General features: G+C 34.1%; 14 protein-coding genes and 1 pseudogene. 3 read left to right on the forward strand and 12 right to left on the reverse strand.

Annotation, left to right across the window (positions count from 1 at the left end):
* Nucleotides 1-28 precede the first annotated feature (28 nt).
* From ACE83Q_RS05140 to ACE83Q_RS05155, 4 genes are all read right to left on the reverse strand, one after another.
* Nucleotides 29-841 (reverse strand): DUF6681 family protein, encoded by an 813-nt coding sequence (locus tag ACE83Q_RS05140; RefSeq protein WP_409021668.1) that lies wholly within the window; start codon nucleotides 839-841, stop codon nucleotides 29-31.
* A gap of 18 nt (nucleotides 842-859) precedes the next feature.
* Complete coding sequence (locus ACE83Q_RS05145) at nucleotides 860-1360, reverse strand: hypothetical protein (protein ID WP_409021669.1); 501 nt, start codon at nucleotides 1358-1360, stop codon at nucleotides 860-862.
* A gap of 69 nt (nucleotides 1361-1429) precedes the next feature.
* Complete coding sequence (locus ACE83Q_RS05150; protein WP_409021670.1) at nucleotides 1430-1870, reverse strand: Fur family transcriptional regulator; 441 nt, start codon at nucleotides 1868-1870, stop codon at nucleotides 1430-1432.
* Between the two features lie 78 nt (nucleotides 1871-1948).
* Nucleotides 1949-2503 carry a guanylate kinase gene (locus tag ACE83Q_RS05155; protein WP_409021671.1) on the reverse strand — a complete coding sequence of 185 codons (555 nt, stop codon included), beginning with the start codon at nucleotides 2501-2503 and terminating at the stop codon, nucleotides 1949-1951.
* 174 nt (nucleotides 2504-2677) lie between these two features.
* On the opposite strand from ACE83Q_RS05155, the gene ACE83Q_RS05160 reads away from it, so the two are divergent.
* The gene (locus ACE83Q_RS05160; protein WP_409021673.1) at nucleotides 2678-2857 is read left to right on the forward strand and encodes a hypothetical protein; all 180 of its coding nucleotides are present in this window, start codon (nucleotides 2678-2680) and stop codon (nucleotides 2855-2857) included.
* A gap of 49 nt (nucleotides 2858-2906) precedes the next feature.
* On the opposite strand, the gene ACE83Q_RS05165 is transcribed toward ACE83Q_RS05160, so the two are convergent.
* The 7 genes from ACE83Q_RS05165 to ACE83Q_RS05195 form a co-directional block, all read right to left on the reverse strand.
* Complete coding sequence (locus ACE83Q_RS05165; protein ID WP_409021674.1) at nucleotides 2907-3449, reverse strand: ECF transporter S component; 543 nt, start codon at nucleotides 3447-3449, stop codon at nucleotides 2907-2909.
* A gap of 1 nt (nucleotide 3450) precedes the next feature.
* Nucleotides 3451-4290 (reverse strand): pyridoxamine kinase, encoded by an 840-nt coding sequence (locus tag ACE83Q_RS05170; RefSeq protein ID WP_409021675.1) that lies wholly within the window; start codon nucleotides 4288-4290, stop codon nucleotides 3451-3453.
* A 135-nt stretch (nucleotides 4291-4425) separates the two neighbouring features.
* Entirely contained in the window at nucleotides 4426-5601 is a 1176-nt protein-coding gene (locus tag ACE83Q_RS05175; RefSeq protein WP_409021676.1) for a cation:proton antiporter, read from the reverse strand.
* A gap of 108 nt (nucleotides 5602-5709) precedes the next feature.
* On the reverse strand, nucleotides 5710-6381 hold the full coding sequence (locus ACE83Q_RS05180; protein WP_409021677.1) for an MIP/aquaporin family protein: 672 nt from the start codon (nucleotides 6379-6381) through the stop codon (nucleotides 5710-5712).
* 60 nt (nucleotides 6382-6441) lie between these two features.
* Entirely contained in the window at nucleotides 6442-7194 is a 753-nt protein-coding gene (locus tag ACE83Q_RS05185) for a YibE/F family protein (protein ID WP_409021678.1), read from the reverse strand.
* On the reverse strand, nucleotides 7191-8294 hold the full coding sequence (locus tag ACE83Q_RS05190) for a YibE/F family protein (RefSeq protein ID WP_409021679.1): 1104 nt from the start codon (nucleotides 8292-8294) through the stop codon (nucleotides 7191-7193). The genes ACE83Q_RS05185 and ACE83Q_RS05190 overlap by 4 nt, the downstream gene beginning before the upstream one ends.
* A gap of 133 nt (nucleotides 8295-8427) precedes the next feature.
* The gene (locus ACE83Q_RS05195) at nucleotides 8428-10029 is read right to left on the reverse strand and encodes a peptide ABC transporter substrate-binding protein (RefSeq protein WP_409021680.1); all 1602 of its coding nucleotides are present in this window, start codon (nucleotides 10027-10029) and stop codon (nucleotides 8428-8430) included.
* A gap of 154 nt (nucleotides 10030-10183) precedes the next feature.
* Here ACE83Q_RS05195 and ACE83Q_RS05200 point away from each other — a divergent pair, with 154 nt between their 5' ends.
* Together ACE83Q_RS05200 and ACE83Q_RS05205 are read left to right on the forward strand one after the other, a co-directional pair.
* Complete coding sequence (locus tag ACE83Q_RS05200; protein WP_409021681.1) at nucleotides 10184-12607, forward strand: Xaa-Pro dipeptidyl-peptidase; 2424 nt, start codon at nucleotides 10184-10186, stop codon at nucleotides 12605-12607.
* Nucleotides 12608-12663: 56 nt separating this feature from the next.
* Nucleotides 12664-12922 (forward strand): annotated as a pseudogene (locus tag ACE83Q_RS05205) (MFS transporter); the annotation flags it as partial.
* Nucleotides 12923-13137: 215 nt separating this feature from the next.
* Here the strand turns inward: ACE83Q_RS05205 and ACE83Q_RS05210 are convergent.
* Nucleotides 13138-14175 carry a zinc-binding alcohol dehydrogenase family protein gene (locus ACE83Q_RS05210; protein ID WP_409021682.1) on the reverse strand — a complete coding sequence of 346 codons (1038 nt, stop codon included), beginning with the start codon at nucleotides 14173-14175 and terminating at the stop codon, nucleotides 13138-13140.
* Nucleotides 14176-14290 lie beyond the last annotated feature (115 nt).

Here is a 14290-nt window from a genome sequence, read left to right on the forward strand (position 1 = left end):
AATGTAGTCATTTGCTATCACTTTTTTACTAATTTTCTTTTTCTTTATAGGCAATTTGAACTTTAACGTGAAATTTATGTGATTCTTCAATAACTGATGATCGACCAGCAACCTTCTGATTACCACCATAAATAGTTGCTGTTGCTAAGTAAATATCATATTGTTCCTTAGCCGTTTCAATATCAGATAAACCGACATGAGTTAGACGACCAATCAATTGTTTATCAATCTGATTCATTCCAGCGTAAACATTCATCTTTTCGTCTTCTATTTTTAATTCAAAAAATGGAAAAGCAACGGGCTGTGCTAACTCTGACACTGGTTTTCCTGTTTTCTGAATTTCTTTTATAATAGCATCATCTGACAATCCATCATAATCAAAATCTGAATACTTAACTTGCTTCATTTGATCAGCAATTTTTTGAATATTTACTTTTTCGTTTCTATTTGTCCTAAGTGTCGCTGGCATCAGCATTTTAGAATCAAATAGGCCGTTCGTTTGAACATAACCTGGTTGCATTCGGCGCCGTTTATCTCCTTCAATTTCTTCCTTAGGCGGGCCACCCAATAATTTTTCGATTTTCGGTGAAGGATCAAATTTAGTTGTTTTATTTGTAAAATAATGAATAACATTTAAAACAATAAAATATAATAAAACAAAAAAAGCAAGAATAAACAAACTACCTCTAACATAATAACCATTTATGAAATATCGTGATGCGATATACAATAGATACCAATTACCAAGAAAACCTAAAACAGTATAAATTCTATTTTTTAATTTTAAATTAACGTTAATAAACCCTAAATAATGGTTTGCTAAATCTAATAAACTAAACATTTATTTACCTCCTAATCCTTAGTCTGTATTTGTCGTTTCTGTATTAGCTTTGTCATCCGTTACCGTTTTAGTATTCTTCGCGCTATCACTTGTGCTTGTTGCCGCACTAGCTTTATCCGCGTTTGTATCAGTGTCTGTACTTGTATCAGTGTCTGAATCAGTTGTGTCATCGGTACTTGTTGCTGCACTACTATCATCCGTTGTTTTATCTGCACTTGTGCTTGCTGATTTGTTTGATGTTTCATCAGCAGAACTTAAACTACTAGACCCATCTTTTGAACTTTCTGATGAAGAGGACGACTCAGAAGAACTCGTCTCAGAAGATGAACTTACTTCTTTGGAACTCGACTTATCGTCTACTTTAGGTTTAGTTTCCGATGATGATGAAGCTACTGAAGAAACTGTTGCTCCTTCGTTTGTATTCGTTGTTTTATTAACGACAACGTTAGTTGCGCCCAATGCAAGTACGATAGAAACAATTGCAAAAGGTGTTATAAATGGTGGCGTTCTATATGCCATTAATTCTCACTCCAATTTTGTACTTTTTCCATTAAACCATTTGTTATTGAAGTTTATTCGAAGATAAACTTAATTTTTCGATAATTTTTTTTGGCATTCATCACAAATCCCATGTAATTCAAATTTATGTTCCTCTATTTTGTAACCTGGTAATTGTTTTACAAAATAATCTAACGGACAGCTATCAAGTTCAACCACCTTACTACAAGAGGTACAAATAAAATGATGGTGATGTTTATGACTAAAATCACATTGATATTTCACACAGGCTCGTTCACCATTCATTCGTTGTTCAACAAGACCCATTTCTTTAAACTCTTTAATATTTCGATAAATTGTATTATGACTCATCCCTGGATATTTATTTCTCATATAGTCATCCACAACTGTAACATCAACATAAGCTTCCTCATATTGACTTAAATACGTTAATAAACTTTTTCTTTGTTTCGTAATTTTATATTTATTTTCTTTTAGTATATGCAATGCATCATCAATTAATTCAGTCAAAAGGCTTATCTCCATTTCTAAATAATAATGGTTACTCTTTAAGAAGAATACCATATCAACTAAAAAAAGCAATCACTCTTAATCTAATGATTGAATTAACTGATCAATCTGTTTCTTTGCGTCAACTAAATCGTCATTAATAATGACATGCGCTATACCTTCAAGATCTGCTGGAAGTTTCATATCTCGTTTTGCTTCACCAGAATCTAAGCGTAAACTTCGATTTTGAATCGTATCTCCCCGCTTAATTAACCGATCTTGCAGTATCTGATTATCAGATACACACAAATATAAAACAACTGTTTCTTTTGGTAATTCTTTTGAATACGTAATGGCACCTGCGGTATCGAGTACAATTGTCGCATTTTTTGACTCTGACCAAGCAACATCTATCGCTTCCTTTGATGAACCATAGTAGTGACGATCATATTCAACATGTTCTAAATAATGAAAATTAAAAAAAGTTTCATCAGTTTCAAAATAATAATCGCGACCATTTTTTTCATTAACTCTTGGTTGCCTTGTTGTGTGGGTAATCACCTTTTTAGCATCAAATTGTTTAGTTAGATAGTCTCTAATCGTTGTTTTGCCAGTTCCTGGAGCACCCGTGATCACGAATATTCGCTTTTGCATTAAATCATCCCTTTATCATTTTTAGACTTCTTCATATTATTTAAAAAATTTTTGGTTAATATAAAACAAATGACTTGCATTCATTTTATGTACGTACTATACTAAGCTTCTACCAAAGAAAGTAGAATGCGCTTTCATGGTAGTAAGATATAGAAACACGGAGGATACACACTTATGAAATTTGGAACATTTAGTAAAAACTGGTATACGATTTCTTTAGACACTGAAAAACAAATCTTTATTGCTAGTTCAAAAAATAATCCAGCCATTTCAGGTTCTGGGGTAACAATCGAAACAGCCGTTTCCAACCTATCAACAGAAATGAAATATGTTCAATCTGGACAATTTGTATAGAGGGTAAATGTGAGCTCACGCACATCAACCCTTTTTTATTTGGCCTTTTTTACCGATTAAACCTCACCATCAATCGCTTAATGGGTACGTATAATAAACTAACAATGATAATTGTCGAGATTGAATTAACAACAGTTGCAGGTAAACTTAAAAATGCCTGAACAGCAGCAACATTAAAACTAACACCTCTAATCATTGCCTCACCAATAGAAACTAGATATGACGTCCCAATTTTACCAATTCCTGCTGTTGCAGCAATAATGATAATCCAATATTTACCATGATAATTTTTTAATCCTTTCATTACACCCGTAATTAGTAACGCGATGACCACTACTTCTAGTACAGTAAAATACGATGTATCCGCATAACCATTCAAAATATCAAATAATCCCAGACCAATCGCTCCTGCAATTGTGCCGTAGCTAAACCCTAAAAAAATCACGGCCAATGCTGCTAGTGAATTCCCGAAGTGAATAAATGGTTTTCCCACCATAGCTGGGATTGGAATTCTAAAAACGGAGATACCTATATAAATAATTGCCGCAAACAATCCCGCTAAAATAATGCTTCTTAATCTTTCATTTCTCATTTTATTTTTCCATTCTATCGTTAATATCGGGCAAAATACTCATAAAATTAACCCCTAACCTTTGGTCAAGGCCTTCACTATCAGAAATACTCATCGCTTTCCATGTTACTTCTACTGCAAATTCCAATGCTTCTCTGAGTGAATGACCACTCATTAACTCACCCACTACGCAGCTTGCTAGTAAGTCCCCTGTTCCAAAATAATGATTCTCACGTCGTGCTTTTAATACCCAACCTGATTCACCATCTTTTGTTAGAAAAACAGCACCAATTTGATTTTTCTGGTTTGTAACTCCCGTAATTATAACCGCTTTTAAATTTAATTTCTTTAATAAACGTGTTAGTAACTTTTTGATTTCTGTTTCGCTAGGATTTTCCTGATAATTACAGTCTGCCAATAAGTAAGCTTCTGTTAAATTAGGTAAAATTAAATCTGCTTGCGCTAAACATAACATGCTTAATTCATCTACATAGCCGTTTGTCAGTCCTGAGTATAACGTACCGTGATCAGCCATAACTGGATCTATAACGGTGAGTGTTTTATCATCAGATAACTTATCTAGTAGAATACCCATCATTTTAATACTTTCGACCGTCCCTAAATAGCCCAAATATGCGCCCGTAAATTGAACTGGAATAGTTGTCCAGTGTTCTTCAAAAGCTTGTATAAATGGTGATATATCTACTTTTATTGGTAATCCAAACCCACCTGTATGACTACTTAATAACATTGTTGGTAACACTGTCGTCCGCTGTTGATAACTAGCTAAAACAGGCACCGCAATCCCTAATGAAACACCACCAACACTAGATAAATCTTGTGCAATCAATAATTGTTTCACTATTCCACCTTCTTCATTTTGAAGTTATTTAATTCATTATAAAATGAATGCGCCAGAATAGCGATATTTAGTAACCAATTAAAAATAAAAAAACTGTTGAAAAATTAGCACTAGGCTAGTTCCTCAACAGTTCAGCTACTTCTTCAATTCAATTTTATTTTGTCGACCAATCGCATGTTTCAACATAAACGGTGCTACGATGGTTGAAATAATAATTACCATGATAACTGCCGAATAGTATTCCGTTGACAATAAGTGTGCGGTATACCCAATTTGGACAATAATCAAAGCCATTTCGCCACGAGAAATCATCCCCGCTCCAATCACATAAGCACTATTTAAATCAAATCCAAGTAATTTAGCACCTAGTCCACCACCTAGTAATTTTGTGAGGACGGCCAAAATCGTTAAAATAACGATGAACCAAATATTTTTCATAAATCCATCAAATGACATGCTTAATCCAATACTCGTGAAAAACATTGGAATAAAGACCGCATAACCAATTGGTTCAATATTGGCATCAATTTCTTGTTTATACGGTGTTTGTGCAACTGCAATTCCCGCAAAAAAGGCACCAACAACAGCACTTAACCCAACTAAATCAGCTAAGTAGGCCATACCTAAACAGATAACCAGTGACATAATCGTAATCGATGAGCCAACTAATAATCGTTCACTTAATCTCATCAAGAAAGGGGCTACCCACTTGAATAGGATTAAAATACCAATAAAGTAAACGAATTCTAATAAGAAACCAATCCAAATGTTAGCTTGTGCACTATCACCAGTACTTGTAATATTACCGAATACACTAACTAATACACTTAAAATAACAACGGCTAAAATATCATCCACAACGGCCGCACCTAGAATTGTTGCGCCTTCTTTAGAATCTAATCGTTTTAATTCTTTCAGGACTTCAACGGAGATACTAACTGACGTTGCCGCAAAGATAACACCTAAAAATAAAGCTGATTCAAATCCAAAATTATAAATTCGACCAAAGTAATAGACAACTAAGATAGGGAAGACAACACCTAAAGTCGCAACTGATAAGGCCGGTTTTAAATACTTTTTAAGTAGATCTAAATCACTTTCTAACCCCGCCATAAACATTAAAATAATCACACCAATTTCTGCAAACATCGCAAATAAATGATCTGAATGGACCCAATTCAACATTGCTGGCCCAAGTAAAACACCAACTAATAATTGCCCGATAACACTAGGAACACCAATACGTGTACTAACATGACCCGCAATTGATGTTGCCACTAATACTAAACAAATCGTTCCTAAAAATGCCATTATTTCTCCTCTCACTTGTCACTATCTATATTAACCATAACATACATTAAAAATAAAAAGTAGCAAATTCCCTCTCGGAATTCACTGCTTATGATTCACTTAATTAAATTAAGCTTCTTCACTGTTAAAAATATATTTTGCTGCGAATGCTGCAATAGCACCACCAACTAATGGTGCAAGAATAAATACCCAAAGTTGTGAAAGTGCATCGCCACCGGCATAAAGTGCAGGTCCAATACTACGAGCAGGGTTAACTGAAACCCCTGTAAGTGGTAAACCAACAAAGATAAGTACTGTTAATGTTAAACCAATCACAAAACCAGCAATATTGCTGTTACCAAATTTTTCACTCGTAACCATCAAAATAATAAAGATGAATAAGAATGCGAATAAGGCTTCAACGAAAAATGCCATACCACCAGGAATTGTTGCATAACTATTTGAACCAAAACCATCAGCAACTTTTGATGTATCTGTCATTGATGAAATAATCATCTTAACAACACTAGATGCTACAATCGCACCTAAGATTTGGCTAACCCAGTAAGCAACCATATCAGTCAATGACATGCGCTTGTTGATGTACATTGCTAATGAAACAGCAGGATTGATGTGTGCACCTGAAACAGGTCCAATAGTATAAACCATCAATGTAATAGCTAAACCAAATGCAAGTGCAATAACAAGTGGGCTACCGTTACCTAACGTAACTGCCCCTGTACCAAATAATACCAAGAAAAATGTGCCGATAAATTCAGCAATATAATTTTTATAATTCAATTTTAAATCCCCCTATATTAGTATCTCTTAATTATACACATAACCATAAACTCATTTCAATTATTTTTTTATTTTTAATTTTTGAATTAAAACCCATGCTGTAATTGGAACCGCTAGAATAACACCTATGATAGAAAATAAAATCATTATTAATTCTGCAACAAAAATTTTATCATTTATAATATCTGCGAATGTGGCATGCGTCTGTACTAATAAAATAAATAGCGCTAAAAAGCCACCAAAGAAACCAAAAAATAATGTATTAAATGTTGTCCCAATAATATGTTTACCAATACTAATACCAGCGGCATATAATTTTTTTAAATCAATGGTTGGTGTTTGTTCAACAATTTCATTTAAGCCAGCTGAAATTGCAATCGCACCTTCAGCAATGGCACCTAAAGTACTAAAAATAGCTGTCGATATCGCTATTTGCATAAAATTAGCGCCTATTAATAACGAAAATGCTTCTATTTCTTCACTATCTTCTGTACCAAAACCTTGAACTGCGGCAAAATGTTCCACTGGAATAATCAAAAATACGAGAATAACCAGAACAATTAACGAAGCATAAAAAGCAGTTTCAGTAACTTGCACATTGTCATCACCAAGAAAAATCGTAATAGCTAAAATAATAATGCCATTAATCAAGGTCACTGCTACCGGCGGAAATCCTCCCGTAATTAAAATAATCGTAAAAAACAACATGATGAAATTAAAAAATAAGCTTAAAAATGAACGAACACCATTCATTCCTCCAACAATGACCATTAAGACAAATAAAATGGCACTTAACCAACCGATTGTAATCATAATGTGTCATCCCCTTTGATTAATCGACTTGCAAAAAAACTTGCGACAGGTATCGCGATAACAATCCCAATACCACTTATTAATGTTTGAACAACACCTAAAGCCATGGTCCATGAAAAAGTATAGCCAATTGTATTAGTCGTTCTAAAGTATAAAACGGCAAGTGGGAAAATGTCCGCAATAAAAATTAAGAATAAGACGTTAATTAATGGTCCCATAATCGATTGACCAACTTCACGTCCAGACTTAAAAAGTTCTCTCGGTGAAATAGTTGGTTGCTCTTTTTTCAATTGAAATAGCGTTGCAACAATATCTGTCGATTCATCCATGACCGCCCCTAAAGAACCTAGTAGTGTGGCAGCAAGGAATAGTTCCTTTGGCGCTTGCGTTGCATAAGACAGAGCTTCGTAATGCATTCCTTGATCATTTGTCAGTTTTAAAATGATGACACTAATGATTAACGATAAACTAGTTCCCGTCAATGTTGCCAATAACGTGACTAACATCTGTCGATTAAAGCCAATTACCAAGCTTAAGGTTAGTACTGCAAATATCAGAGCGATACCTGCGAAAATCCAAAAGAAGTTCGTAATATTAACGAATATTTCAAATTTAATAGCTAAAAAGAAAATAATCATATTTAAGACGATACTTAATACGGCAATCATGCCACTAAACTGCATAAATCCTACCAGCATACTAATAGCAATCCAGATCAATATGGCCACGACAACATCTCGTTTGAACCCATCAATAATACCTGTTAGCCCACTTTTATGAGGATTAATCGTTACAAACACTTGATCATTTTTCTGGTATTTTTGATCATTTGCTCGAGATGAAGAATATGTATTTGGTAGTCTTATTGTTTGACCTTTATACTTACCATTCATCACAGTTCCAAATAATTTTTGTTTAGTTTGTGTATCATTATTTTCAAATTCATCTGTTACTTTTTCAGTTTTTTCATCCTTAACCTGTGTTATTTTAACGATCGTGTCTGAATACAGTGCTTGATCAAATTTAACGCCTATAACGAGTATACCGCCAATAATAATCGTTAAAATTAAAATAATATTCTTCTGAAGTAATTTTTTCACGGGTTCACACCTCATTTATTATTAATACACTTCCATCAGTTTAACATTTTACAACAAAAAAAGTCCGACCAAAGGCCAGACTTTAATCTATCTTATTTTAACTTTATAAAACTTTGAAACAACTAACTATTATCTACTTAATTGACATGTCACGATAAAATAACGTTGTCCCATATGGGTTAATGTGTAATCCAGATGCATCTGGGTTCAATAAGTAGGCCATTGCACCTTGGAAAACAGGTACTGTATAAGCATCTTCTTCAACCAATTGCTTTTCAGCATCAATCAGGCTATTCCAACGTTTCGCTGGATTTGTTGCAAATTCATTTTTAGATTGGTCGATATCTTTTAAATATTGTGCATTTTTGTAATCGGTATTTAAATGATAAGCGCCACCATCATTAATAAAGTTAATTGGATCAGCATAATCTGGTGTCCATGTCCCATAAACAATATCAAATTGGTAAGCCGTTGTTGCTGCTAATCGCGATTTAATCGGAATATTGCGTGCATTAATTGTTAACCCAGGTAAGTTACTTTCTAACTGCGCTTGCAAGTATTCAATCACTTGTTTAGCTTCTGGCGTATCAGAACCCAATATTTCAATTGTTAAGTCCTTCTTACCGATCTCTTTAAGTCCTTTTTCCCATTCTGTTTTAGCTTCCTTTTTATTAAAAGCAAGCAAGTCCCCTGCTTCTTTACGGTAATCTTCTCCATTAATCGGATTTGATACAAATTTAGCTGGGACGATTCCATTTAATGCAGATGAACCATCATTAAGAATTTTGCTAGCTAATAATTTTTTATTAAATCCTAGCGCAATTGCTTTACGAATATGTTTATTGCCAGTTGCCTCACGCTTAGTATTAAAACCTAAGTAACCGATCATCGGCGTTTTACGTGTTGCGAACCCTTTTTCATTCTTATATTGTTTAACATAATCATTTGCTAACATTGAGAAATCAATCTTACCTGTTTGATATAACTTACCAGCAGTTGCACCATCTTTAACAACTTGAACGTCAACTTTAGCTAACTTAACTGATTTAGCGTTCCAATAACTGGTATTTTTGACGTATAACCATTTGTTATTAGTGCCTTCCCAATCAGTTAATTTATAAGGACCATTCACAATCATATGTTGCGAATCCGTTGCATATTGACTACCTTGTTTTTTAACATATGCTTCATTTTGAGGTACAAATGGTGCACCCGTTAATACTTCTGGTAAATAGCTAATTGGTTGTGCCAAAGTAACTTCTAACGTTGTTTTATTAAGTGCTTTAACACCTAACTTATCAACGGCCATCTTACCATTTCGGATAGCGAACCCATTTTTAATAATATCAATTCGTTGTGAATTAGGTGATGCTGTCTTGGGATTTGCTAATTTCTGCCAAGCGTAAACAAAATCATTTGCTGTAACAGGAGTCCCATTTGACCACTTCTCAGCTCTTAATTTATAAGTGTAAACTGTTTTTTCTTTATTGACTGTCACGCTTTTAGCTGCAGCTAACACTGGTTTATTTTTTTGATTATACGTATATAATCCTTCATAAACATTTTGTATTGCTTCGACACTAAATGTATCACTATATTTAGTAGAATCTAAAGTGCCTAATTGATCAGTTACAGCCACTTTTAATATGTTATCGTCTTTCGTCGCTGTTTTTGAACAAGCAGCTAGCACCCCTATAAACATGATACTTAAAACTACCGCAATTTTCCTTCTCACTTTAGACACTCTCCTTTTTTAGTTACCTTAATGTGCTTAACTTTACCTAGTTACTTATTTTTTGTCAATAAAGACGTATCATTTCAACCAACTTTACATTTAAGCTATACTTAACCCAGTGTCTTACTCAATTTTGAAAGGAAGTTTTTGACTTATGAAAAATAATCAATTTGCTAACTATACACCTACTTTTGAGACACAAATAAAAGAACTTAAAGCTATTGATTTGTATATAGCCTCCGAAACTAATCCTACACATTTACTTGAACAATTACTTAATAAAATTCTCATTGATTATCAAACGATCGGTGCGAAACAACAAAAAATGATGTCCTTATTAGCGACAGAATCCGTTTCTGTCTACGAATTTTTTACTACAAAAAAAGAATTAACTCCTGTTATCTTTTATAATATTGCATTACAGTTACTAGAATTTGAAGTCGATGTCGATTTCAAAATTGATGACCCATTTACGGCAATGGCTAAAATCCAGTTACCTTCTATTGAAATTATTGAATCAGTTAATGATTTTTGGTCTGCATGGTATCTCTTACTGACAACACATACCAAAAATGGCCAAGTCTTCACCGATACATTAGCAAATAAAGGGTACTTTGTTTCATTTTATAAAGATGCGAAACCTTTATTTTTCAATGGAAAAGCACAACCCGTTTTTGATACAACAAAACTGATCCGTGAAGTCGTCTACGTTGAAGCCCCACTAGATACTGATCAAGATGGTCAACGTGATTTATTAAAAACAGAAATTTTGAGACCACTAGTTACATCCGGGCAAAAAGTCCCCATTCTTTATACAGCAAGTCCTTACAATCAAGGCACAAATGATGATTCAGAATTGATGCATAACGTTGATATCCCACTTACTGAAAAACCGGTTATTGAACTAAATGAATCTGATATCACCTATAACTATCAGAAATCAAATTTACCCGAATCACGATCAATCCTCTCAGAATCAACAAAAACTGAGCAAACCTTTAGTCGCGAATCTTCGTATACATTCAACGATTACATGCTTGCTAGAGGCTTTGCAATCGTCTATGCAGCTGGTATTGGCACTCGAGAATCAGATGGTATTCGTACTTGTGGGAGTGTTGAAGAAACGGTATCAACCGTCGCCATTATTGAATGGCTAACGGGACATCGGCAAGCATTCACAAATAAACTCGATAATCGATCAATTAATGCCACTTGGAGTAATGGTAACGTTGCTATGACTGGTAAATCTTACCTTGGTACACTTGCTACTGCAGCCGCAACAACTGGTGTATCCGGCTTAAAAACAATCATTTCTGAAGCCGCCATTTCAAGTTGGTATGATTATTATCGTGAAAATGGACTAGTTGTCGCACCTGAAGCTTGCCAAGGCGAAGATGCAGATGTTTTAGCTGCGCTTTGTTTAAGTCGCCAAAAAGATGCCGCTGACTATGCTAATATTCAAGATTACTTTAACAAAGTCATGGAACAGTTATCTATAGGGCAAGACCGTACATCTGGTAATTACAATAAATTTTGGGATGAACGTAACTACTTAAATCAAACTAAAAATATCAAAGCAAATATTGTTATGGTCCATGGTTTAAATGATTGGAATGTCAAACCTCGTCAGGTTGAGCAACTTTGGCAAGCATTGCGTCCTTTGCCTATTGTTAAAAAATTGTTCTTACACCAAGGTAAACATATCTATATTAATAACTTTCGCTCATTAGATTTCACTGACATGATGAATTTATGGTTATCAAATCAACTTTATAATATCGAAAATGGTGCTGAAACACTCATCCCCAATGTCACTATTCAAGATAACCTAGAAGCTGAAACGTGGCACACTTATGATGATTGGGCAGACCCGGATTCTCCTACGCAATCTTATCATTTCCAACAAGATAAATTAACACAATCGGTCACATCAGATGCTCACCAATTTGATACTTTCAAAGATAACTTACCAACTGACCTTTTTAACAACTACGTCAGAGATAATCATCTTTGGAATCAAGCTTTAATTTCAACTAAAGAAACAGAAATGGCTAAAAATAGAATTCAATTAATCTCAGAACCATTAACAGAACCGCTATTTATTTCCGGTTCTGCCCACATAAAATTGTCTGTCGCAGCCGCACAAACAAAAGGGCTCATTAGTTGCATGCTTATCGATTATGGTGAAGAAAATCGACTGAACCCAGTGCCATCCATTCTCAAACGAAAATCTTTAGATATGGGATTTCATTGGCGTGAAGATGATCTGGTTGAATTTACTAAAAATCCCAAAAAAACTTCTTGGAAAATGATTTCCAAAGGTCATATCAATCTACAAAATAGGACAAATCGTTATCAAAATGATTCTGTCCTTCCAGGAACTTTCAACACAATAGACTTTGATTTACAACCAACTGCCTATCATGTTAAGGAAGGTCATCAAGTTGGATTGATCATTTACGCAACAGATTTTGGGATGACTTTACGAAATAATGATTCAGATAGTTATACTATTAACTTAGCTAACTCTCGTCTTAAAATCCCTTATCAATCTATCGATGCAACAGCATTATTCTAAACTTATCATTCAAAAAAACGGTGGTTAACTATCACCGAGATAATGGATCTTATTCAATGACTAGTCACATTGCCTTTGTATTAGATCCAGAGATCCAAAAGAAAAAATGGTGGATTTTATCATCTATTGGTTTATTCACTTTTATGTCCACACTTGATGGTTCCATTGTCAATATTGCATTACCTAATATGAGCCGAGAATTAAAAATACCTATTGAATCAATCTGAATGGGTTGTTTCAATTTACCTTATCGTTCTTTGTTGCCTGTTGCCTTTATTTGGTAAATTAGGTGTCTCCTTAGGCAAAATTATTGTTAGCGTATTATTGAGCCACAGTTACAAAGATAAAAAGAAAAACTAAATTAGCTATCTTATTCAACTCACTAAAATCAACATATTTTAGTGAGTTTTTTGTATATTATTACTTATCTTTAAATTAGTGGGCTAAAAATAAAACTAAACAATCGAGTACCACTCAAATTTGAGTAACACCCGATTGTCTAATAATTCAGATTATTATTTAATATTTCTTTACGCTTCCCATCCTGTAATAGTCACTTTACCAACCATTCGGCCTGCCTCTACATCTTTGTGCGCACGTTTTAAATTTTCTGCGTTAATGGGTAAATAGGTCATCGTCATAATTGGTTTCAATTTCTGACTCTCGAATAACTCTGCAATGTGATTTAAAATTCTATATTGAGAAATCATATCATCAGTATGATAATATGATTTGCTAAACATCCATTCCCAGCTAAAAGTTGCACGTTTTTTAGTTAATTTTTGTAAATCAATTAGTTTATGATTTTCAGTCGTGGCTGCAATTCTGCCGTCAGGTCTAATTATTTCAGCAATCTCATTCCAGTGGTCATCTAAATTATTTAGATTTAACACGTAGTCAACATAATCAATATTTTTCAGATGAAGTTGCTGTACTAAATCTTTATGATGATCAATAATATAATCTGCCTTTAACTTTTTAGCCCACTCTACCGAAGCTGATTTTGAAGCAGTAGCAACTACAGTTAACCCTACTAGTTTTGCAAGTTGAATTGCCATTGACCCAACACCACCCGAACCATTAATAATTAAAATTTTTTTACCTTCATTTTTAGATATATCCCAGTTGATTTCTAATTTTTCAAAAATTGATTCATATGCTGTCAGTCCAACTAGAGGAATTGCTGCCGCATTATCATCAGATAAATTACTTGGTGCACGCCCAACTATTCTCTCATCTACCGCTTGAAATCTTGAATTGCTGCCACTTCTCCGGAAATCACCTGCATACCAGACACGATCACCTAGTTTAAAAAGGGTACAATCCTTTCCAACTTTTACAACAGTTCCAACTGCATCCCAACCAATAATTTTAGGATGTGCTAACTTACTAGGTCTTCCACCGCCTCGTATAAAAGTATCAACTGGGTTAACTGATATGCCACTCACTTTAACTAGTAAATCATGAGCCTTTATTTTAGGTTCAGCTATTGTAAGATCTTCAAAGCTCCTTGGATCATTGATTGCTAAATGTTGAAAAAAACCAACCGCTTTATTTGTCATTAACATTTCTATTTACCTCTTCCTTCCACACACCATAATACATATTTCATTTCTAATGTTAAGACGTGAATTTTAATTCACCTGGTGCCTTTTTATACACCTACTTAAAAGAATTTATGAG

The organism is Dellaglioa kimchii, assembly GCF_046115505.1.
GTDB lineage: Bacteria > Bacillota > Bacilli > Lactobacillales > Lactobacillaceae > Dellaglioa > Dellaglioa kimchii.

What these genes read in the sequence shown, in the direction of transcription:
- ACE83Q_RS05140 (WP_409021668.1), bottom strand. Translation starts at nt 841, where the DNA reads ATGTTTAGTTTATTAGATTTAGCAAACCATTATTTAGGGTTTATTAAC.
- ACE83Q_RS05145 (WP_409021669.1), bottom strand. Translation starts at nt 1,360, where the DNA reads ATGGCATATAGAACGCCACCATTTATAACACCTTTTGCAATTGTTTCT.
- ACE83Q_RS05155 (WP_409021671.1), bottom strand. Translation starts at nt 2,503, where the DNA reads ATGCAAAAGCGAATATTCGTGATCACGGGTGCTCCAGGAACTGGCAAA.
- ACE83Q_RS05160 (WP_409021673.1), top strand. Translation starts at nt 2,678, where the DNA reads ATGAAATTTGGAACATTTAGTAAAAACTGGTATACGATTTCTTTAGAC.
- ACE83Q_RS05165 (WP_409021674.1), bottom strand. Translation starts at nt 3,449, where the DNA reads ATGAGAAATGAAAGATTAAGAAGCATTATTTTAGCGGGATTGTTTGCG.
- ACE83Q_RS05175 (WP_409021676.1), bottom strand. Translation starts at nt 5,601, where the DNA reads ATGGCATTTTTAGGAACGATTTGTTTAGTATTAGTGGCAACATCAATT.
- ACE83Q_RS05185 (WP_409021678.1), bottom strand. Translation starts at nt 7,194, where the DNA reads ATGATTACAATCGGTTGGTTAAGTGCCATTTTATTTGTCTTAATGGTC.
- ACE83Q_RS05200 (WP_409021681.1), top strand. Translation starts at nt 10,184, where the DNA reads ATGAAAAATAATCAATTTGCTAACTATACACCTACTTTTGAGACACAA.
- ACE83Q_RS05210 (WP_409021682.1), bottom strand. Translation starts at nt 14,175, where the DNA reads ATGTTAATGACAAATAAAGCGGTTGGTTTTTTTCAACATTTAGCAATC.